We start from the raw sequence: 19595 nt of genomic DNA on the forward strand, positions 1-19595 counted from the left end.
CCAGCCGGCTCGCCATGATGCCCGCAACAACAGACCAAAGCGGGAGGACAGGCGTTTGCTGGGTGGCCTGAGAGTTGTCGAACTGTCGACCTACATCGCTGCGCCGGGCGCGGCCGGGATCATGGCCGACTGGGGCGCGGAGGTGATCAAGATCGAGCCGCCGGCCGGCGATCCGATGCGCAACTTCTTCGACGGCCTGTCCGGCCCCGAACACGGCAACCCGGTGTTCGAACTGGACAATCGCGGCAAGCGCGGCGTCGTGCTCGACATTTCCTCTCCTGACGGTCGCGAAGCGGCCCTTCGGCTCGTGGCGACGGCTGACATCTTCCTGACCAACGTCCGTCCAGGCGCCTTGAAGCGAGCCGGCCTCGACTTCGATTCCCTGCATGCCCGCCAGCCGGCCCTGATCTACTGCAGCCTGACCGGCTACGGCCTGCAGGGCGCCGATGCGGACCGTGCCGGCATGGATGTGGCCGCCTTCTGGTCGCGGGCCGGAGTCGGTTCAATCACCGCGCCCAAGGGCGTCGATCCGTTCCCCATCCGCACCGCGATGGGCGATCACATCACCTCGCTCAGCACCGTCGCGGCGATTCTGGCGGCCGTGCACGAGCGCCACACGACGGGCGTGGGGCGGCTGGTCGAGACATCCCTGCTGCGGACGGGCGTCTATTCCATCGGCTCGGACATGGCGATCCAGCTGCGCTTCGGGAAGCTGGCGTCTACGCGGCCGCGGGCGCAGGCCGTCCAACCCCTGGCCAACTTCTTCAAGACATCGGACGGCCGCTGGATCTGTCTGCTGGTGCGCACCGGCGGCAAGGACTGGCCGCAGATCGCGGCCGCTGTCGGCCGGTCGGACCTGGTCGACAATCCCCTGTTCGCCTCCAGCCGCGCGCGGCGCGAGAACGCCACGGCGCTTGTCGGGGTCCTCGACGAAGCGTTCGGAACGTTCGCCTACGAGGACATCGCTGCGCGGCTCGACGCGTACGACATCACCTGGGCTCCCTACCAGACGCCGGGCGAACTGACGCGCGACCCCCAGGCGGACGCCGCGGGCTGCTTTGTCCAGACGCCGGATGGCAAGGGGGGCAGCTTCCGGGCCCCGGCCTCGCCGGCGCGCTTTTCGGGCTATGACGATACGCCCAGGTCGGGCCCGCCCTCTCTGGGCGAGCATACCGACGCCGTTCTTGCGGAACTGGGCTACTCGGAAACCGAGATCGCCGCGTTGCGGGCCAGCAAGGCCGTCGCCTAGCGGTCCTTGCTCGAGTCGGCGAGGACACGCAGCATCTCGGCCGTCAGCAGGGACGAGCCGAGACTGCGCCCGCTGCCGGCTCCGCCGCCGCCGATGCCGCCGCCATCCACGCCCTGCGACCCGCGCAGGATGAAGTCGACGAGCGCATCCTGCTGACGCGCCGCCTGGTCGGAGCGACGCGCGCCGGCGTATTGCACAAAGCCCTGGTCCGGCCGCACCTGCGGCGTGGCCGCGCCGTCGCCGGTGGTGCGGGTGAGGTTGTTGTAGATCTCGGCGACCGACAGGGCGCGACCATCGCGATAGAAGATCGTGCGATTGGCCGCCGCGGCCTCGGGGAACAGCGCCGCAGCGCTGGCGCCGGGGGTGGTGCGCGTGGCGGTGATCAGCCGCGCAGATCCCTGCGGTCCCAGAAAGTGGGCGGCGTAAAGCTCACCGGCGGTCGGCTGGCGCCCGATACGCCCGGCCAGATAGGCGGCGTTGTCGGAGGTCATCTCCCCGACCATCAGCGATGCAGCGTGCGGATCGAAGCGCAGGTTCATGACCGCCTTGCGGGCGTCATCGCCATTGACGCGATAGCGGCCGTCGGAGCCCCGGCTGATCAGGTCGGCGTAGCGGGCGTAGCCGTACTTGGAGCCGTGCGCCTTGAGCGTCGCCAGCCAGGTCTGTTCGGTGAACTGGAACAGGCCGGCGGCGGAGGAGGTCGAGGCCTTGGCGGTGGGATTGTAGCCACTCTCGCGGCTGGCGGTGCGCATCAGAAACGAGAAATCGACGCCCGTCGCCTGCGACGCGCGCTGAATAGCCGCTTCAACGACTCCACGGATTCCCTGAACCGCCATGCCTGGAGTCCTGGGGCGCCAGGGTTAATCGACGATTAACCATGATTTGTCGGGGCGCGCCGGGCGGCCCAAATAAACGAACGTTCGTTGAAAGTGCCTCGCACCAACGGATTTCCGTTGCGGCATGGCGAATTCAGGATGACGCTGCGTCAACCACAACAGGACCCAGGGAGGGTCGTCATGGTCGCTCAGCAGGTGCTTCCTTTTCACCCCGGGACGGAGCGCCGTCGGCGACTCTCCACCGGAACCGTAATGGCCATCGGGCTGTCGGTCGGTGTCCACGTCGCCCTCGGCGCCTATCTCGCGCTGGCGGCGTTTAATGTGATCCCCGCGACGCTGCCGTTCGACGAGCCCATCGAGGGATCGATCGAGACCTTCAAGCGGGAGAAGCCCAAGCCCGTCGTCGATGAGGTCAAGCCGGTCGAGACACAGACGTCGGCGATCAACATCCATGACCCCGTCACGACGGCCCCGACCGGCGTCGAGACCCTGGCCGCAACGCCGTCATCGGGCAACGAAACCACCGCCGATCCGATCACGACACTCGACCCGGGGCCGATCACGCAAGACGAAGGCGTGACAGTGCCGGTTACGCCGGTGATCAGCCACCCCGAGTGGCTCCGCAAGCCGACCGGCGCGCAGATGGCGCGCGTGTTCCCCGATCGCGCCGAACGGCTGGGCGTCGCGGGCAAGGCCACCCTCGCCTGCATCGTCGCCGCCAACGGCACGGTCGGCGGCTGCCAGGTGGTTTCCGAGGATCCCGGCGACTACGGATTCGGCAAGGCCGCGCTCAAGCTGCAGCCCTACTTCCGCATGAAGCCGCAGATGGTCGACGGTCGCGCGGTTGACGGCGCCGTGGTCAAGATCCCGGTGCGCTTCGACCTGCCGCAATAGAACAGGCGGGGATATGCACCTTGGTGCGTGTCCCCTGCCCTTCTGAAGTCAGTAGCTCTTCGGCAGCCCCAGCACCTTCTCGGCGATGAAGTTGAGGATCATCTCGCGGCTGACCGGCGCGATGCGCGCGATCATGGCTTCGCGGAAGTAGCGCTCGACGTCGTATTCCTTCGCATAGCCCATGCCGCCGTGCGCCAGCACGGCCGCCTCGGCGGCCCGGAAGCCGGCCTCGGCGCCGAGATATTTTCCGGCGTTCGCCTCGGCCCCGCAGTCGCGGCCGGCGTCGTAGAGGGCGGCGGCCTTGAAGGCCATCAGATCAGCGGCTTCCAGTTCAGCCCAGCTCTTGGCCAGGGGATGCTGCACGCCCTGGTTCTGGCCGATCGGACGGCCGAACACGACGCGCTCCTTGGCGTAGGCGGCGGCCTTGCGCAGGGCGGCGCGACCGATGCCCACCGCCTCGACGCCGAACAGGACGCGCTCGGGGTTCAGGCCGCTGATCAGATACTGGAAGCCCTTGCCCTCCTCGCCGATCAGATCCTCGGCGGGGACCTGCAGGTCCTCGATGAAAAGCATATTACATTCAACGGCTTTTCGGCCCATCTTCGGGATCGGTCGCGCGTCGATCTTCGTCCTGTCGAAGTCGGTGTAGAACAGGCTCAGCCCCTGCATCGGCTTCGCCGTCTGCTCCTTGGGCGTCGTGCGCGCGATGATCAGGATCTTGTTGGCGCGCTGCGCCATGGTGGTCCAGATTTTCCGGCCGTTGATCACATAGCCGTTGCCGCGCTTCTCCGCGCGCGTCTCCAGATTGGCCGTGTCGAGGCCGCTGTTGGGCTCGGTGACGGCGAAACAGGCCTTGTCCTGGCCGGCGATGATCCGCGGCAGATGGCGCTGCTTCTGCTCTTCCGTGCCGAACTTCACCACTGGCATCAGGCCGAAGATGTTCAGGTGAATGGCGCTGGCGCCGGTGAAGGCCGCGCCGGACTCGGTCACAGTCTGCATGACATGCGCCGCCTCGGTCAGACCCAGGCCCGCGCCGCCGTATTCTTCGGGCATGGCGACGCCCAGCCAGCCGCCGGCCGCCATGGCCTCGGCGAAGGCTTCCGGGAACTCGCCGGTTTCGTCGGTTCGACGCCAGTATTCGTCGTCGAAGTCGGCGCAGATGCGGGCGACCGCGTCGCGGATGGCCTGCTGTTCCTCGGTCGGCCAGAAGCTGCTCATGCGCCTGTTTCCTTGTTGTCGAACCGGCGCGGGTCGAGCCGCCCGGCGTAGGGTCCCGGATCTTCGCCCGCGACATAGGCCGCGACCGTGCGAGCGACAAGCGGCGCCATCAGCCAGCCGTTGCGGCGCGCGCCGACGGCCAGCATGACCCCGGGGCGGCGGCTCCAGCCGACCATCGGCAGACCGTCCGGCGTCGCGGCGCGGACGCCGGTGAAGGCCGAGGCCGACAAACCCTGAAGGTCGGGCAAAAGGGCCTCTGCAGCGCCGCGGAGCGCCGCCACCCGCGCCGCATCGACCGTGCGGTCCGCGACGCCGTGCTCCATCGTCGCGCCGACGAGGGCGCCGGCCGGATCGGGGCAGACATAGACGCCATCCCCCCGCATCACCGGTCCGACGTCCGGGCCGCCTTCAAGGCGCAGGATGTGGCCCTTGATCGGCGTCAGCAGCTCCAGTTCCGGCGCGAGACCCGCTCCTTCTGATCCGGTGGCGAGGATCAACACGCCGGCGTCCGGGGGCGAGATGACCTCTGACGCCTCCATGACAACGCCTGCCTGCCCGGCCGCCGTCCGCAGAGCCGCCATTGCGGCGCCGGGCGACAGACGCCAGTCCTCGCGCGTGTAGACCCGGTCGCCATAGACCCCGGACGACACGCCCAACGCTCGCAGCCGGGCCGCAACCTTCCCGATATGCGCGCCGTAGTAGGCCGCACCGGACCGGTCCAGGTCGATCCCGACACCGTCCGCCAGCGCCGGCCATAGATCCCGCGCCGCCATCAGAAGATCGAATGCGTCCGCCGAGGCCGGATCCAGCGCCGTCTCGAAAGCGGGCGCCAGCATTCCTGCGGCGACGCCCGACGCATTGTCGCCGAAGGACGCCGGATCCCGCACCACGACCGACAAGCCCCGTCGCGCCAGCGCCAGCGCGATGCACAGGCCAAACGCGCCGGCCCCCGCCACAGTCACTTGCTCGCTCGAATTCGACGTCATGCGCTCAAACACCGATCCGGCGGCGCTACGTCAAGCACCCGACACAGGAACCGTTCGGGCCACACGCGAATTGATTGGAGGCAGTTTTTACGGAGGAACGCGCCATGGCCACCCCGCAGTCGAACAAGAGCAAGTCAACGACGACCCGAAAGACCCCCGAACCGAAGGCGCCGGACGCCATCAAGCTGCTGGAGGCGGACCACAAGGAAGTCGCCGGCTGGTTCGAGGACTACGACAAGACCGAGAGCGATGCGAAAAAGGGGAAGCTTTCCGAGAAGATCTGCCTGGCCCTCAAGGTGCACATGCAGATCGAGGAAGAGATCTTCTATCCGGCGTCCCGCGAGGCCCTGAAGGCCGACCAGGAAGAGATGGTCGATGAGGCCGTCGTCGAGCACAGTTCCGCCAAGGCGCTGATCGCCGAGATCGAAATGATGGAGGTCGGCGAGGATCTCTACGACGCCCGGGTGAAGGTGCTCGGCGAGATCATCGAGCACCACGTCGAAGAGGAGGAGAAGGAGTACTTCCCCACCTGCCGCAAGACCGACATGGATCTGGTGGCTCTGGGCGCCCGGATGGCGGCGCGCAAGGAGCAACTGATGAAGAAGCTCGCCCGCCCCAACGGCCAGGCCATGATCTAGCGCGACTCAGGGCCGCCAGATCAGGCCGACGCGGATCGTGCGAGGCATGTCGAAGCTCTCGATTCCGTCGGCCGTCTGGCCGGTCTCGACCTCCATGTCGGACAGGTTCTCCGCTGCGGCGTAGAGGGTCACGCCCCCGTTGGCCTGCCAGTCGATCCTCAGGTCGGAGGTGAAGGCCGCCGCCAGCCGACGCAGGTTCAGGTCGTCGTCGAACCGCTCGCCCTCGTAGCGCAGGGTCGAGCGGATCGAGAGGCCGGCGATGGGCCGCCAGACGGATTCGGCGCTCGCTGACAGTTGCGGCGTCTGGGCCGGGCGCAGTCCGGTCAGTTGCGGCGCTGCGGCCCCGCCGTCGACCTCGGACTCGGTCCAGGCCGCAGCAACCTTCCAGGAGCGATGGTCGCCCCAAGGCCCGCCGATGTCCGCCTCAATGCCCCAGGCGTTGATATCGCCGGCGTTCTGGCGTTGCCGCAGCACGCCGCCGGCCGGAACGAAGCCCGCGATGGGGAACGTCCCGGGTCCGACGCCGATCGTGACATTCGTCACCGCGCCTTCGAGCCGGTTGGCGAACAGGGTCGCGGTCCAGCGCACTTCGCCCTGGTCGCCGCCACCCGCACCAAGCTCCAGGCCGTAGAGGGTCTCCGGTTCCAGCCCGGCGTTGGCTTCGGTGATGTCGTTGCCGACCCTGAACGGCCGATGCAGTTCGTTGAGGGTCGGCGGCCGGAAGCCGACATAGCCCGCCCCGCGCAGGAAGGCCGACCCGTAGTCCTTGCGCACGCCGAGACGCGCGGTGGGCTGCCAGCCCTCGGCGTCGTCCGGGCGGACGGTCAGGGTCGGAAGGCCGCTCGCCAGATCGCGCTCGAGGCGGCGACCGTCGAAACTGGCCCAGTGATCGAGCCGCAGGCCGCCGGTGACCGAAAGCGAATTCTGGCCGTACCACCAGGCCTCGCCATAGACGCCCGCGACCGACTGGGCGCCGCCGGCGACCCGGCCGCGCGTAAAGGCGCCGGCGATGTAGCGGAACCGTTCGCGCGTCTCGCCCTCGGCGTAGCGCACGTCAGCGCCGAGCTCCCATCCGCCGCCGCGCCACGCGCCGCGAACGGCGGCATTGAAGCCGAGGCCGAGCGCGGGCGTGCCGAACTGGTCATTTGCAGGCGTGGTGAACGCCCGGCCGGCGCCGACGGCCACCGAGCTGTTCTCGAAGTCTGACGCGCGCGCCCAGGCCTGGAGCCGCCACGCTCGCGCCTCGCCGATGGGCAGGCTGTCGCCGGTCAGGGTCGCGGAGGCGGACAGGCCTTCCGAGCGCGACGCCGCGCCGACGAGGCCGCTGTCACGGGATTCCTGATAGCCGGCGACGCGCAGCGACAGCTGACGCTCGCCGATATCCGGCGACCAGCGGATGGCGAGGCTGGAGGCTTCGAACGCGAGCGGCGCATCCGCCGCGCCCCGCCCCTTGCGGACCGGGGTCCAGCCCTGGCCCTGCTGCACCGCGCCGGTCACCATGACATCGCCGAGGCCGACCACGGCCTGTCCGCCGGCGAGACCGCGCTCGCCGCCGAAGAGCTCGTACTGCCCGCGCGCGGGGACGGCCCGGACTTCCCCGAGCTGGATCATGCCGGTCAGGGCGCCTGCGCCGTACGGCCCGGCGCCAGCGCCCCGGACGACGATGGCGTCCCCGATCGAGGCGGGCGGCAAGCCTGACCACAACACCCAGCCGCCGAACGGATCGTTCTGCGGCAAGCCGTCGAGGGTCACCAGCGCCCTGCCTGCGCCGGACCCGGCGATGGCCCGAACGGTCATGCCCTGGGTCGTCGGATTGGCCGCCGCGCTGGACGTCCGGCGAAACAGCTGCACGCCCGGCACGAGGGTCAACGCCTCGTCGACGCGCGGCGCGGTAGCGATCGTTTCGCTATCGAGCCCGACAGAGCCGAAAGCGTCGTCCGCGGGCCGCGGAGGCAGACCCGCGGACGCGATGACCGTCACGCCCGTCACCTCCACCGCGACCGGCCGGCTATCCGGCGACGGTCGGCGGGTCTCGGAAACTATGGCGGGCGGCGGCTCGACGTCGATCATGCCCTCCGTCTACTTCCGCGCCGGCGTCGCCGCAGCAGCTTTCTGGCCATGGGCAAGAGACAACACGTAGAGGCGCACCTCTTCCGCGCTGGCCGGGGTCAGGAAGCGGGCGAAGGAGACCATGCCGTTCTCGACCCGGTCGCCGTCGATCACCACGCCCTTCCAGGTCGCAGCATCGGTCATCACCGGCGAGTAGCGCAGATCCGGGATCGAGAAGTCGGACACCGCGCTCGAGCCGTGACAGACGCCGCAATAGTTGGCGAAGGTCAGCTTGCCGGCCGCGATCTGGGCCGGCGTGGCGGTCAGCGGCGGCAGATCCGGCATGGCCCGGGTCGAGGCCGGACGCGGGGGCAGGCTGCCCTTGCCACCGATCTTGAACACCAGAACCCGGCGCGGCCCTTCCGAACGGGGGTCGGCCCCGGCGCCGATGGTCAGGGCGAAGCCGCCGCCCCAGCCGGCCATGACCGCGATGTATTGCTCGCCATCGATCTCGTAGGTCATCGGCGGGGCGACGATTCCGGTCTGTGCGTCGAACGACCAGACCTTCTTGCCCGTCGCCGCGTCATAGGCCGCCAGTTCGCCGGTGGCCGAGCCCTGGAAGACCAGGCCGCCGCCCGTCGCCAGCACGCCGCCGTTCCACGGACCGCTGTGCGGCACGCTCCACTTTTCGGTCTGGGTGATCGGGTCCCAGGCGATCAGCCGGCCCTTGAGGCTGGCGCGGATCGCCTTGATGCCCGCCTGGTCGTCCGGCATGCCGGCGATCAGGCTGTCGACGCCGATGTTCCAGACACCCGGCTGATAGCGGAAGTTCGCGTTGGCGCCGCCCGGCTGCATGTAGGGGAAGGGGATCTCCTGGGCCGGGATGTAGACCAGGTTGGTCTTCGGACTGTAGGCCATCGGCTGCCAGTTGTGGCCGCCCAGCGGACCCGGCATCGCCAGGGCGGGACCCGATCCATAGCGGGCGTTGGGGGTCTCGACGGGTCGGCCGGTGGCCGGATCCACCCCGGTCGCCCAGCTGACCGGCACATAGTTGTCGGCCGAGATCAGCTTCCCGTTCGTCCGGTCGATCACATAGAAGAAGCCGTTCTTGGGCGCCTGCATCAGCGCCTTCACCGGCTTCCCGCCGATCGTCAGGTCCGCGAGGATGATGTGCTGGGTCGCCGTGTAGTCCCAGCTCTCGCCGGGCGTCGTCTGATAGTGCCAGACGTACTTGCCGGTGTCGGGCTTGAGCGCCACGACCGACGACAGGAACAGATTGTCGCCGCCCCCGGGCGAGCGGATGTCGCGGTTCCAGGGCGAGCCGTTGCCGACGCCGATGTAGAGCAGGTCGAGGTCGGGGTCATAGGCCATCGAGTCCCAGACCGTGCCGCCGCCGCCGACCTTCCAGAACTCGCCCTTCCAGGTCGGCCGGGCGATCTTCATCGCCTCGTCCGAGGCCGCGTCGTCGGTCGGCTGTTCGCCGGGCACCGTGTAGAAGCGCCACAGGAGCTTGCCGTTCCGGGCGTCGTAGGCCGACAGATAGCCGCGCACGCCGAGCTCGGCGCCGCCGTTGCCGATCAACACCTTGCCCTTGATGACCCGCGGGGCGCCCGTGATCGTGTAGGGCTTGCTCTGGTCGACCGTCACCGTGGACCAGACCTGTTTACCGGTCTTGGCGTCCAGCGAGATCAGGCGGCCATCGAGGGCGCCGAAATAGACGCGCCCTTCCCAGAGCGCGACGCCGCGGTTCACGCTGTCGCAGCAGGCCTTCACGCCCGTCTTGCGCGGCACCTTGGGGTCGAACTCCCAGATCAGCTTGCCGGTCTTGGCATCGAAGGCCCGGACGATCGACCAGGACGAGGTGGTGTACATCACCCCGTCGGCGACCAGTGGCGTGGCCTCGATGCCGCGGTTCTCGGGCAGGTCGAACGACCAGGCCAGGCCCAGCTGGCCGGCGTTCGAGACATTGACCTTGTCGAGGGGACTGAAGCGCTGTTCGCCATACGTGCGGCCGTGCGTGACCCATTCAGCGGCATTGCCATCGGCCGCCGCGATGCGAACCGCATCAATATCCGCCGTCTTGTCGCCGCAGCCGGCCAGCAAGGCCATGGCCGCCAGCGTCGCTGCCAGTGCGCCGATCCGCTTCATTCCCGAGCTCCCTGTATCGACCGCGTCTGACGCGCGGCATTGACCGGGAGTATGCGGACCCGCCGTTGCGTCACGCAAGCGGCTGTCGCAGCCGGTTCAGCATCGGTCGCTCGACGAGACGCCAGCAGGCGAGGCCCGAAACCACCGCGACGACGATCGCCGATGGAATGAATATCCACGGATTCCAGGCGCCGATGGTCATGGCCAGCGCCCCGATGGTCAGCGGATGGATCAGATAGGTCGAGTAGGATGCGTCGCCGAGCGCCCGCAGGCCCGGAATGGGCTTCCAGCCGCCGTCCGCCTCGATGCTGACCGCGCCGGCCACCAGCATGATCGCCGGCGCGCCCCAGACCATCGGCCGCCAGAGGTCCCAGTCCATGTTGACCAGCTGGATCACCACGAACAGGCCGACTCCGGCTCCCAGCAGCAGCCAGCCGACCGAGCGGTCGGGCAGCAGTCGCGTCTGCGCCATCCGGGCCAGCCAGACCCCGCCCAGAAACTCGAGGAACAGCGGGTTGAGCAGCATCTGGTAGGCCGGCGGCCAGGCGAAACCGGCGAACGCCAGAACCATCAGGGCAAACGTCAGGGCGACCAGTCGCCGGCTTTCCGGCAGCCACAACAGGCCGGCGAACGCGAGATAGAAGACCGCCTCGTAGTTCAGCGTCCATCCCGGCGCCAGCAGCGGGAACGGGTAGCCGGCCGGGTTCATGTGCTGGACGAAGGCCATCGACAGCGCGAGGTGGCCCGGCGTGACGGCAAGGTCCGGAAACCGCGCCGGAAACAGAAGCACGCCCGCCGCCAGCGCCAGGGTGATCAGCCAGTAGAGCGGCACGACCCGGATCACCCGTCGCTTCAGGAACGCGAGCGGCCCGACCGGCTCGCCTGTCGTCGTCGTCCACATGACAAAGCCGCTGATGACGAAGAAGACGTCCACGCCTGCCTGACCGGTGGCGAAATTGATCTGCGACCACTGGCAGGCGTGGAACAGCACCACCGACAGCGCCGCGAAGCCGCGCAGATGCTGGATCGACAGCCAGGTGCGGTCCCGTACCGCGGCCGGACTCACCGGCAGCCCGGCGGCATCGCCGCGATCCACTGTCGCAGCAGCGCCAGCCCCTCGTCATGGACCAGCGCGCGGCCCAGTTCCGGCATCATGGCGCCGGGGTCCGTCGAGCCCGTCCTGAAGATCAGGATCGACTGGTCCGGCCGCCCGGGGTCGATGCCGTGCGAGAAGCCGCCCGTGCCCTGCCCGGCCGCCACGGGCGGCTTGCACAGGCCCAGCGACGGCCCCACCGGCGTTGCACTGTCGAGATAGAGGCCGGACGTATCGGCCGGCCCCCGGGGGCTGTGGCAATGGCCGCAGTTGATATCGAGCCAAGCCCGGGCCCGCGCTTCCAGCGTGGCGGCTCCGTCACGCCAGTCTGCGCCGCGCGTGCGGCCGGGCGCCGGCGGCAGGCCCTTCAGGAAGCCGATGACGGCCATCCGGTCCAGTTGGTTGAACCTGGCCCCGGCGAGCGTGACCTCCCGGTCCAGATGCCGCGACTTGAGGCCGATCGGCTGAAGCGCCTTGGCGGCATGGTCCGTGGCGTGGCAACCAGCGCACTGGTTCACGTTCGGGACCTGGTAGACGAACCGGTCCGTGCGGCCTGGACGACTGAGGACCATCGGGATCGCCGCCCCGGTCCGCTTCAGTCGCGCCTCGGTCTGGGCCTCGTTCCAGACATAGGGAAAGGCGACCCAGCCGGCGGCGCGCCGCACCAGGACCCGCGTCTCGATCAGGCGGACGCCGTGGAGATCAAGCCCCTCCCCGGTCTCCCCGAGTGAGAGGCTGTCGCCGGGCGCCACCGCGCCGTCGGCGCCCTTGCGATAGAAGAAGGTTTTGGTGACGACCGTCCCGACGGGGAAATCGAACGCCGTGTCGGCCGTCCAGGTCGCGGACCGCCCTTCCGGCATCCACACGGTGCGCAGCTTGCCCGCGTAGTCGGTGAACAGCGGCGTGTTCAACTCATAGGGCTGCACGCCTCCGGCCAGCATCAGCCGCGGTCCGCGCGCGCCGATCATGCCCCAGTCGCTCAGCACCTCCGGCGCGCCGTCGGCGATGAACGTCGGCTCCAGCCGGCGCGGCGAACAGGACGTCAGCGCCAGGGCGATCAGGATGAGGACGAGGCGCTTCACGGCTTGGCGGGCGCCGGGATCCTGCGTTCCGCGGGAACCGGCCCGGCGGCGGCGACGCTGATGGCGGGCAGCGGCGTCAGGCGACAGCGCGCGGCTTCACCCATGACCGCCGGCGCCTTGTTCTTGTTCGGGCTGTCGGCGTTGAGCATCCGGGCCGCGCCGTTGTCGAGACAGATCGCCAGTGCAGGATCGACCTTGCCACCCTTGAACTTCTTCGCATCGATATAGCCGTCCCAGAGCACGTCCGGCAGGCTGCCGGTCACCCCGAACAGCGCCACCCGCAGCGCCTGAAGGTCGAGCCCGTCCGGCTTCGAGCCGCCCGGCGTGAACCGGTTGTCGTGGATGAAGATCGCTTCCGGCCAGGGATCGAAGGCCTCGGCGACGCCTTTCTGGCTCATGTAGCCCGTCGAGAAGTAGCTGGAGATGATCACATTGGCGGTGTTGTTGCCGCCGATGTCGTTGTCGAAAATCTCCACCTGGTCGTTGGAGTTGACGATCACGCCGGTGCCGGCGGGGACCGAGGCCACCGCCGATCCCTTCAGTCCGAAGTTCTTCGTGTTGTTGGCTACAACGCGGTTGCGGAACACACGGGTGGCGAAGCCAGGGACCTTCAGGTTGGGCATGTTGAACACCAGGATGCCGCCGGTGTTGTTGGTCGCCAGGTTGTCATAGACGTCGGCGTTCTGGGTGTTCTCGATCTCAATCCCGGCGACGTTGAACTCCGCCCGGTTGCGGCGGACGACCACGCCGTTCGACTGGCCGACATAGATGCCGGCGTCCGACGCGCCGATGGCCACGCTCTCCTCGATCAGCAGGTTGCGGACCTGCACGGGATAGATGCCGTAGGCGCCGTTGGTCGTCTTCGGTCCGCCGGTCCATTCGGTGCGGATGCGGCGGATGATGATGTTCTCGCCCTCGTTGACCTTCAGGGCGTCGCCCTTGGCGTCCTCGATGGCCAGGTCCTCGATGGTGAAGTTGGACGCGTTGACCAGCAGACCTTCGGCGCCGGCCGCCTGGCCCTTGAATGTCAGAACGGTCTTGTCCATGCCCGCGCCGCGGATCGTCACACCGTCGACCTCGAGGCTCAGCCCCCGGTCGATGGCGTAGACGCCGGCGGGAATGGTGATCACGTCGCCTGCCTTGGCGTCGATCAGCTGCTGGATCAGGGTTTCCTGGTAGGTGGTGTTCGGCTTCGCCGCCGAGCCCCCATCACTGCAGCCTGCGAGCGCGAGCGCGCCGGCCAACGTCAGTGCGCTCAACGCGCGATTCCAGCCCTGCCCCATGGCCGATCTCCCGTTCCCGTCAGGCCGGGACTCTGCCGGTCCCGGTTCCCTGGAACCGTGGCATGCGTCGTGAGGAGCGGCAACCGTCGGCGGCAGCCAGCTTCGGTCTGGAAGGGGAGCGGGGCCCGTGGCCGCCTCGCGATGGTACCGCCTCTCAGGCTTGAACTGAGGACCTCCGGTTCCACAAACCGGCGCTCTAACCAACTGAGCTAAGGCGGCGCGCTTTCGCGAAGGGCGGGTTTAGTCGTTCGCGGCCTCTGGATCAAGCGCGGCGCTTGCACCGCGCGCGGACCGGCTCCACCCTTGGCCCATGACCGAGATCACAACCCGCACCCTCGAGGCCAACGGCCTGTCATTCGTCATCGACGAAGCCGGCGACGGCGACAATGTCGCCTTGTTTCTGCACGGCTTTCCCGAGAGCAAACACTCCTGGCGGCATCAGTTGCCGCTGCTGGCGAAACTGGGCTGGCGCGCCGTCGCCTTCGACCAGCGCGGCTATGGCGACTCGAGCCGGCCCAAGGGGGTGAAGGCCTATGACATCGAGAACCTGATGGCCGACGCCGGGGCGGTGTTCGACGCCCTCGGCGCGAAGCGACGGCTGCTGATCGCCCATGACTGGGGCGCGGCCGTGGCCTGGGCCTTCGCCATGGACCGGGTTCGCGACCTTGAGGGGCTGGTGATCATGAACGTGCCCCACCCCGCAGTCTTCGCCAAGAACATCGTCGCCAATCCGGCCCAGCGGAAGAAGTCCTGGTACATCTTCTTCTTCCAGATCCCCTGGCTGCCCGAATGGGTCCTGACCGCCCGCGGCGCCGAAGCGATCGGCCGGGCGTTCAGTGACATGGCGGTGGACAAGAGCCGCTTCAGCGAAGCCGACCTGGACCACTATCGCCAGAACGCCCTCAAGCCCGGCGCCGCGACAGCGATGGTCAACTGGTACCGGGCCGGCGCGCGCAACGGCATGAAGAAATGGGCGCCCGACAAGGCGCCGGTGATCGACATCCCGACCCTGATGATCTGGGGCGAGGAGGACACCGCGCTGGGGATCGAGCTCACCGAGGGCTACGAGCCGTACGTGAAGGACTTCACCCTCAATCGGCTGCCCGGCGTGTCGCACTGGGTGCAGCAGGAAGCGCCCGAGGCCGTGAACGAGCGGTTGGAGGCCTGGTTGAAGGCGAAGGGCCTGGCGCTCTAGCGGCGTCCCGACCTCGCCCGCAAGGGTGTTCACACAGCAAAACGCCCCGGAGGTTTCCCTCCGGGGCGTTCGCATTTTCAGGGTGTCGTCGCCTACTGCGGCAGCTTGAACACCAGCGGGATACGGACCGAAGCCCCATCCACCGGCGCGCCATCGCGCGTTTGCGGCTTCATCTTGAACAGGCGGGACAGCTTGAGGGCTGCATCGCCAAAGCCGAGATCGGCCGGATCTTCCGAAACCACTTCACAGGCTTCCAGCGTACCGTTTGCCTTGACCCGGCAGAGGATGGTCGCACGACCTTCCTTTTCCAGGCGCTGGGCGCGGTCCGGATAGAACCTGGCCACATCATCACCGCTCGGGCGACGGGCCCAATCCGGGTTGCTGATGATCGAGGGCCGCGGCGGAGTCGGAGGCGACGGCGGCGCGATCACGGGCGGAGCCGTGGTCTCGACGCGGTCCTTCTTCTCGACCGGCGGCACCTGGAGCGGCGGCGGCGGCGCGACGTCAGGCGGCACGATGGCCGGAGGACGCGGCTGCAGCTTGGCCGGAGGTGGCGGCTTCTCCGAAGGCGGAGGCGGCGGAGGCGGAGGCGGCGGCGGAGGTGGCGGCTTCACCAGCTCCGTGTCGATCTTCTCGTCCTCGAATGCCTTCTCCTTGATCTCGAATCGCGACTTGGCGACCCAGAAGATCAGGCCTGCGTTGAGGGCCAGCGCGAGCGACAGGCCAACCATGAACCCGCCACCGTTCTTCGGCGCCGGAGCGTCGAAGGGGTTGTGGACGCGGCGCGGAGCGTCATTTTCTTGCTCTGCCATGCGTCACCCACCACTGCCGGGTTCACTGTTGTCTTCACCGATAAGGGCGACGCTGTAGAAACCATTGTCCTGCAGCGCGTTCATCAGTTGCATGAAATCGCCGTACCGGACCTCCTTGTCGCCGCGGATGAAGATCCGCTCCTTCGAGGGGTTTCGGACGCGGATCTGCTTGCGAAGATCATCGCCTATCGTGGCCAGGTCGGTCGGGTTATCTCCAAGGAAGATGTCCCCGCCCGGCTGGATCGAAATGTAAATCGGCGTTGGCGGGTTCGGTCGAGGCTTGGCTACCGCGGTGGGCAGCTTTACCTCGATCGAGACCGATGCCAGCGGCGCAGCCACCATGAAGATGATCAGGAGGACCAGCATGACGTCCACGAAGGGCGTCACATTGATTTCGCTGTTCTGCTCTACATTGTACCTGCTGCCGCCGCCGGAGCCCGAGAGTTTGGCGGCCATCTGTGCTTAAGCCCCTTTGTCGAGCTGCCGCGAGATGTTGTTCATCAACTCGGCGTTGAAACCATCCGACCGCACCCCATACGAGGAAATCCGCGTCTGGAAGTAGTTGTAGAAGATAACGGCGGGGATAGCGGCGAACAGACCGATACCGGTGGCGAGCAGGGCCTCGGCGATGCCGGGGGCCACGACGGCCAGGTTGGTCGTGTTCGATTCAGCGATGCCGATGAACGAGTTCATGATCCCGTACACGGTGCCGAACAGACCGATGAACGGACCGCCCGAACCGACCGAGGCGAGGAACTGCATCCCACTGGACAGGCGCTTGGAGAGCGACGACTGCACGGCCGACACGGCGGTCTGCGCGCGGTAGATCGTCGTATCCCGGTGAGCGCCGGTAATGGCGAGGCCGGCCTGGCGGGACAGTTCCACTTCGGAAGCCGCCGCGGCGGCCATGTCGGCCAGCGGGTTGCCTTCGAATTCGTCCGACAGGGCGATACGGCCCATGTCACCGATGGACTTGGCGCCACGGAAGGCTTCCACGAAGCGGTCCGACTTGCGGTTCAGCGAACCGAATTCGAGCAGCTTGGTGACCAGCAGGGTCCATGAGAAGACCGACGCGAGCATAAGGCCCAGCATCACGATCTTCACGACCCAGTTGGCCTCCATGAACATGGTGACCGGCGTGATGTGCGATTCTTTCTTCGGGGCTGGCGCGGCAGCCGGGGCTTCCGGCTCGGCGGCCGGAGCAGCGGCGTCAGCGGCGGGAGCCGCGGCGTCGGCGGCCGGGGCCGCGGCGGCCGCAGCAGGGTCAGCCGCCGGAGCAGCCGCATCCTGCGCAAAGGCCGGAGCGCTCATCATCAGCGCCGCGGCGCCGAGGATAGCAATGAGGGGGGTCATTCGTTTGTTGTCGAGCATCTTTCGCCAGTTCCTGGTTGGTCTAGCTAGTTTGGACCGAGGGTCGTCGCGCGAAGCGTCTCCACCCCAACTCTGAAAACTCCCACCGCTCGAGCCCTGCGGCTCTGACGGCGGGAAACCGCTGTCGCTGCACCGACCCGTAACTCTCGCCGGGACCATCGTGGTCCCGGCAGGCGTTTCGAAGGCGCAAGACGGCCCGACAAACCGAAGTTCGTCAGGACGTTCGACCAAGTTAGACTTGGCGCAGAGGTCCTTTGGCAACCCCTATTCGCATCGTCAAGGGCGTTTGCCCGGTGATTTCGTTCCCCAAATTCAAGGGGGGGATATGTTTTATTGCGCTGCACAATCTGATTATCGGGAAAGTTCGGGAGTTTTTCCCCCGGTTGGAGAAAATGGATGCTGCGCCGCAACAAAGCTGGCCGAACGCGGGTCTTTTGGGAGAACTTCGCGCACGAGGCGAATGGCGGGCGCTGATCGGGGGCGGATGGTGCCTGGGGGCGGATTCGAACCACCGACACGCGGATTTTCAATCCGCTGCTCTACCAACTGAGCTACCCAGGCAAACGACCCGAAGGACGCCCCGCGTCGCGGGAGCCGCGTCTATAAAAGAGCCCCTCCGGCAAGTCCAGCGCGCTTTGGGGCCTTGTTCAAACTAGCGCTCGTCGGCCGGCTCGCCGCCGGATTCGTCGTCCAGCTCGCTGCCGGGGATGGCGTAGCTCCCGGTCAGCCACTTCTGCAGGTCGATGTCCGCACACCGCTTCGAGCAGAACGGGCGATAGACGGGGTCCATCGGCTTGTCACAGCGGCTGCAGGTGCGGGTCATGCGCCGGAGACCTCGAGGCGGTCGACGGCCCAGCCGGCCCTGCCCTCAACGGTGAAACGGGCGCCCAGTTTGTCAATGACGCCGGCCCGGAGGGGTTCAAACGCGGCGAGCACAGCCGGCGCACAGGCTGCGACCAGCTTGCCGCCGGGGTCGGCGCGCCCTTCCCGCTCAAGCCGGCGTGCAAGCCGTAGCGCGACCGTCAGGGGTGTCAGGGCGCCGGCGCCGTCGGTCAGCAGGTCGAGCACCGGGCGCCGACGGCGCGGCACCGTAAGCGTGAGCGTTCCGAAGCGGCTGATCTGGTCGATGGCCACTCCGGGGTTGTCGGGTCCGAAAGAAGCCCGCGCCGCGCCGAGCAGCGCCTTGCCGTCGTGGCCCCGCCCGACGAAGTCGAACACCACCAGCCCGCCCAGACCCTTGAGCCGCAGCAGCCGGGCCGCCGCGCCGATGGCCGTCAGGTTCGCCAGGCGCGCCGCGCGTTTGGTGTCGCTGCCGGGACGTCCACCCAGGTCGACGTCGATGGAAATCAGCGCGCGGGTCGGCTCGATCGCCATGGATCCGCCGCCGGGAAGGGGATGAATCGTCTCCAGCGCCTCGGCCTCGGCCGCATCGGCGGCCTCGCGGGCGCCGAATCCCTCGACGACCTTGCCGCCCCGCGCCAGGTCGCGGATCTCGGCCTCCACGTCTGGCGCCGCCTCAAGCAGCCGGGGCTCGCCGTCGGCCGGACCGATCAGTTTCACCGTCGCCAGCTTGTCGTGCCGGGCCTCAGTGCGAATCTCGACCTCGATCGTCGCGCCGCGCACGGGCGGCAATTCGTCGGTTCGCAGGGAATAGATCGCTTCGACGCCGCCCGGGAGGTCCAGGAACGCCACGCCGATCGCCTTTTCCAGCGACCGCACACGCGCAACATTGCGGGCGCCGAGTTGCAGGGCGGGGATGTCGCCGTCCCGCTGGATCATCAGCCGCTCGGGTCGCCCTTCAAGCGTCACCACGCCCCGGACCTCGCCCACGCAGCGGTCAAGGAAGAACTGGCGACCGCTCATGACGTCCACCCCAGACCCGTCAGCAGGCTGACCGCCTCATAGAGGGGCAGCCCGACCACCGAGGTGTAGGAGCCCTGCAGTTCCGTCACGAAGGCCCCTGCCCGCTGGTGGATCTTGTAGCCGCCGGCCGCATCCTGCCAGTCGCCGCTGGCGATGAAGCCGTCGGCATCCTCAACGCTGAGCCGCTTGAAGCGGACCCTGGTCTCGACCAGGCGTTCGGACAGTCGACCGCCCGGGGCGACGACGGCGACACCGGTGAGAACCTTGTGGGCCCGGCCGGACAGCAGCGCCAGCATGGCCCGGGCCTCGATCTCGCTCTCCGGCTTGTTGAGGATTCGCCGGCCGACCGCGACCAGGGTGTCCGCACCCAGCACGAACGCCTGCGGATGCCTCGCCGCCACGGCGCGCGCCTTCTCCCGCGCGAGGCGCGAAGCCAGCAGGCGCGGCGTCTCATCGCGTCCGGGCGTTTCATCGATGTCTGCGGGATCTACGAGGTCGGGCTCGATGCCGACCTGCCGGAGCAGCTCAAGCCGTCTGGGGCTGGCGCTGGCCAGCACCAGAGGGCTGCGCGACCTGCTCACTTGAAGCGGTAGGTAATACGCCCCTTGGTCAGGTCGTAGGGCGTCATTTCGACCAGCACCTTGTCGCCGGCCAGCACGCGAATGCGGTTCTTGCGCATCTTGCCCGCGGTGTGGGCGATGATCTCGTGATCGTTTTCGAGTTTCACGCGGAACGTGGCGTTCGGCAGCAGCTCGCTGACGGTGCCGGGAAACTCAAGAAGTTCTTCTTTAGCCATAGGCCTCTCGAATACGTCCAAATAAGCAAACGGCCCGCGCCGAACACGATTCGGGACGCGAGCCGAGGCTCCAAGACCCCAG

Annotated in this window: 19 protein-coding genes and 2 tRNA genes; 4 read left to right on the top strand and 17 right to left on the bottom strand. The window is 68.0% G+C overall.

What is annotated here, in order from left to right; all coding sequences use genetic code 11:
* The first annotated feature begins 55 nt into the window (after window positions 1-55).
* Window positions 56-1249, top strand: a complete 1194-nt coding sequence (locus tag AC3WJT_RS15420; protein WP_492344020.1) for a CaiB/BaiF CoA transferase family protein — start codon at window positions 56-58, stop codon at window positions 1247-1249.
* Here AC3WJT_RS15420 and AC3WJT_RS15425 read toward each other — a convergent pair.
* Window positions 1246-2085, bottom strand: a complete 840-nt coding sequence (locus AC3WJT_RS15425) for a transglycosylase SLT domain-containing protein (RefSeq protein ID WP_492344021.1) — start codon at window positions 2083-2085, stop codon at window positions 1246-1248. The two genes, AC3WJT_RS15420 and AC3WJT_RS15425, sit on opposite strands and share 4 nt — an antisense overlap.
* Window positions 2086-2337: 252 nt before the next feature.
* Here AC3WJT_RS15425 and AC3WJT_RS15430 point away from each other — a divergent pair, with 252 nt between their 5' ends.
* Window positions 2338-2979 carry an energy transducer TonB gene (locus AC3WJT_RS15430; protein WP_492344022.1) on the top strand — a complete coding sequence of 214 codons (642 nt, stop codon included), beginning with the start codon at window positions 2338-2340 and terminating at the stop codon, window positions 2977-2979.
* A 48-nt stretch (window positions 2980-3027) separates the two neighbouring features.
* Here AC3WJT_RS15430 and AC3WJT_RS15435 read toward each other — a convergent pair whose 3' ends face one another.
* Complete coding sequence (locus AC3WJT_RS15435; protein ID WP_492344023.1) at window positions 3028-4197, bottom strand: acyl-CoA dehydrogenase family protein; 1170 nt, start codon at window positions 4195-4197, stop codon at window positions 3028-3030.
* The gene (locus tag AC3WJT_RS15440; protein ID WP_492344024.1) at window positions 4194-5183 is read right to left on the bottom strand and encodes an NAD(P)/FAD-dependent oxidoreductase; all 990 of its coding nucleotides are present in this window, start codon (window positions 5181-5183) and stop codon (window positions 4194-4196) included. Before AC3WJT_RS15440 ends, AC3WJT_RS15435 begins: the two co-directional genes overlap by 4 nt.
* Window positions 5184-5287: 104 nt before the next feature.
* Between AC3WJT_RS15440 and AC3WJT_RS15445 the strand changes: the two genes are divergently transcribed.
* Entirely contained in the window at window positions 5288-5821 is a 534-nt protein-coding gene (locus AC3WJT_RS15445) for a hemerythrin domain-containing protein (protein WP_492344025.1), read from the top strand.
* 6 nt (window positions 5822-5827) lie between these two features.
* Here the strand turns inward: AC3WJT_RS15445 and AC3WJT_RS15450 are convergent, their stop codons facing one another.
* The 6 genes from AC3WJT_RS15450 to AC3WJT_RS15475 form a co-directional block, all read right to left on the bottom strand.
* Entirely contained in the window at window positions 5828-7891 is a 2064-nt protein-coding gene (locus AC3WJT_RS15450) for a TonB-dependent receptor (RefSeq protein WP_492344026.1), read from the bottom strand.
* 9 nt (window positions 7892-7900) lie between these two features.
* Complete coding sequence (locus AC3WJT_RS15455) at window positions 7901-10018, bottom strand: PQQ-dependent dehydrogenase, methanol/ethanol family (RefSeq protein WP_492344027.1); 2118 nt, start codon at window positions 10016-10018, stop codon at window positions 7901-7903.
* A gap of 70 nt (window positions 10019-10088) precedes the next feature.
* Complete coding sequence (locus AC3WJT_RS15460) at window positions 10089-11084, bottom strand: acyltransferase family protein (protein ID WP_492344028.1); 996 nt, start codon at window positions 11082-11084, stop codon at window positions 10089-10091.
* Window positions 11081-12193 (bottom strand): SO2930 family diheme c-type cytochrome, encoded by a 1113-nt coding sequence (locus tag AC3WJT_RS15465; RefSeq protein WP_492344029.1) that lies wholly within the window; start codon window positions 12191-12193, stop codon window positions 11081-11083. Before AC3WJT_RS15465 ends, AC3WJT_RS15460 begins: the two co-directional genes overlap by 4 nt.
* Window positions 12190-13452, bottom strand: a complete 1263-nt coding sequence (locus tag AC3WJT_RS15470; RefSeq protein WP_492344030.1) for a parallel beta-helix domain-containing protein — start codon at window positions 13450-13452, stop codon at window positions 12190-12192. The genes AC3WJT_RS15465 and AC3WJT_RS15470 overlap by 4 nt, the downstream gene beginning before the upstream one ends.
* Before the next feature lie 166 nt (window positions 13453-13618).
* A tRNA-His gene (locus AC3WJT_RS15475) sits at window positions 13619-13695 on the bottom strand.
* Window positions 13696-13786: 91 nt separating this feature from the next.
* Here AC3WJT_RS15475 and AC3WJT_RS15480 point away from each other — a divergent pair.
* Window positions 13787-14671 (top strand): alpha/beta fold hydrolase, encoded by an 885-nt coding sequence (locus AC3WJT_RS15480; RefSeq protein WP_492344031.1) that lies wholly within the window; start codon window positions 13787-13789, stop codon window positions 14669-14671.
* A gap of 92 nt (window positions 14672-14763) precedes the next feature.
* Here AC3WJT_RS15480 and AC3WJT_RS15485 read toward each other — a convergent pair whose 3' ends face one another.
* From AC3WJT_RS15485 to infA, 8 genes are all read right to left on the bottom strand, one after another.
* Complete coding sequence (locus AC3WJT_RS15485) at window positions 14764-15483, bottom strand: energy transducer TonB (RefSeq protein WP_492344032.1); 720 nt, start codon at window positions 15481-15483, stop codon at window positions 14764-14766.
* A 3-nt stretch (window positions 15484-15486) separates the two neighbouring features.
* Entirely contained in the window at window positions 15487-15939 is a 453-nt protein-coding gene (locus AC3WJT_RS15490) for an ExbD/TolR family protein (RefSeq protein WP_492344033.1), read from the bottom strand.
* Window positions 15940-15945: 6 nt separating this feature from the next.
* Window positions 15946-16854 (bottom strand): tonB-system energizer ExbB, encoded by a 909-nt coding sequence (exbB, locus tag AC3WJT_RS15495; protein ID WP_492344034.1) that lies wholly within the window; start codon window positions 16852-16854, stop codon window positions 15946-15948.
* A gap of 485 nt (window positions 16855-17339) precedes the next feature.
* Window positions 17340-17415, bottom strand: a tRNA-Phe gene (locus AC3WJT_RS15500).
* 91 nt (window positions 17416-17506) lie between these two features.
* A complete protein-coding gene (locus AC3WJT_RS15505) occupies window positions 17507-17677 on the bottom strand; it encodes a DNA gyrase inhibitor YacG (RefSeq protein ID WP_492344035.1) in 171 nt (56 codons plus the stop codon).
* Window positions 17674-18717, bottom strand: a complete 1044-nt coding sequence (locus AC3WJT_RS15510) for a ribonuclease E/G (RefSeq protein WP_492344036.1) — start codon at window positions 18715-18717, stop codon at window positions 17674-17676. The genes AC3WJT_RS15505 and AC3WJT_RS15510 overlap by 4 nt, the downstream gene beginning before the upstream one ends.
* Entirely contained in the window at window positions 18714-19298 is a 585-nt protein-coding gene (locus AC3WJT_RS15515; protein WP_492344037.1) for a Maf family protein, read from the bottom strand. Before AC3WJT_RS15515 ends, AC3WJT_RS15510 begins: the two co-directional genes overlap by 4 nt.
* Window positions 19295-19513: a translation initiation factor IF-1 gene (infA, locus tag AC3WJT_RS15520; protein WP_004617696.1), complete on the bottom strand. Its 219-nt coding sequence runs from the start codon at window positions 19511-19513 to the stop codon at window positions 19295-19297. The genes AC3WJT_RS15515 and infA overlap by 4 nt, the downstream gene beginning before the upstream one ends.
* Window positions 19514-19595: the final 82 nt, after the last annotated feature.

This window comes from Caulobacter sp. FW305-C-30-S16, assembly GCF_058783025.1.

Coding starts and splice junctions, on each gene's coding strand:
- AC3WJT_RS15425 (WP_492344021.1), bottom strand. CDS start 2,085: ATGGCGGTTCAGGGAATCCGTGGAGTCGTTGAAGCGGCTATTCAGCGC.
- AC3WJT_RS15430 (WP_492344022.1), top strand. CDS start 2,338: ATGGCCATCGGGCTGTCGGTCGGTGTCCACGTCGCCCTCGGCGCCTAT.
- AC3WJT_RS15435 (WP_492344023.1), bottom strand. CDS start 4,197: ATGAGCAGCTTCTGGCCGACCGAGGAACAGCAGGCCATCCGCGACGCG.
- AC3WJT_RS15440 (WP_492344024.1), bottom strand. CDS start 5,183: ATGACGTCGAATTCGAGCGAGCAAGTGACTGTGGCGGGGGCCGGCGCG.
- AC3WJT_RS15445 (WP_492344025.1), top strand. CDS start 5,288: ATGGCCACCCCGCAGTCGAACAAGAGCAAGTCAACGACGACCCGAAAG.
- AC3WJT_RS15450 (WP_492344026.1), bottom strand. CDS start 7,891: ATGATCGACGTCGAGCCGCCGCCCGCCATAGTTTCCGAGACCCGCCGA.
- AC3WJT_RS15455 (WP_492344027.1), bottom strand. CDS start 10,018: ATGAAGCGGATCGGCGCACTGGCAGCGACGCTGGCGGCCATGGCCTTG.
- AC3WJT_RS15480 (WP_492344031.1), top strand. CDS start 13,787: ATGACCGAGATCACAACCCGCACCCTCGAGGCCAACGGCCTGTCATTC.
- AC3WJT_RS15485 (WP_492344032.1), bottom strand. CDS start 15,483: ATGGCAGAGCAAGAAAATGACGCTCCGCGCCGCGTCCACAACCCCTTC.
- AC3WJT_RS15490 (WP_492344033.1), bottom strand. CDS start 15,939: ATGGCCGCCAAACTCTCGGGCTCCGGCGGCGGCAGCAGGTACAATGTA.
- exbB (WP_492344034.1), bottom strand. CDS start 16,854: ATGCTCGACAACAAACGAATGACCCCCCTCATTGCTATCCTCGGCGCC.
- AC3WJT_RS15505 (WP_492344035.1), bottom strand. CDS start 17,677: ATGACCCGCACCTGCAGCCGCTGTGACAAGCCGATGGACCCCGTCTAT.
- AC3WJT_RS15510 (WP_492344036.1), bottom strand. CDS start 18,717: ATGAGCGGTCGCCAGTTCTTCCTTGACCGCTGCGTGGGCGAGGTCCGG.
- infA (WP_004617696.1), bottom strand. CDS start 19,513: ATGGCTAAAGAAGAACTTCTTGAGTTTCCCGGCACCGTCAGCGAGCTG.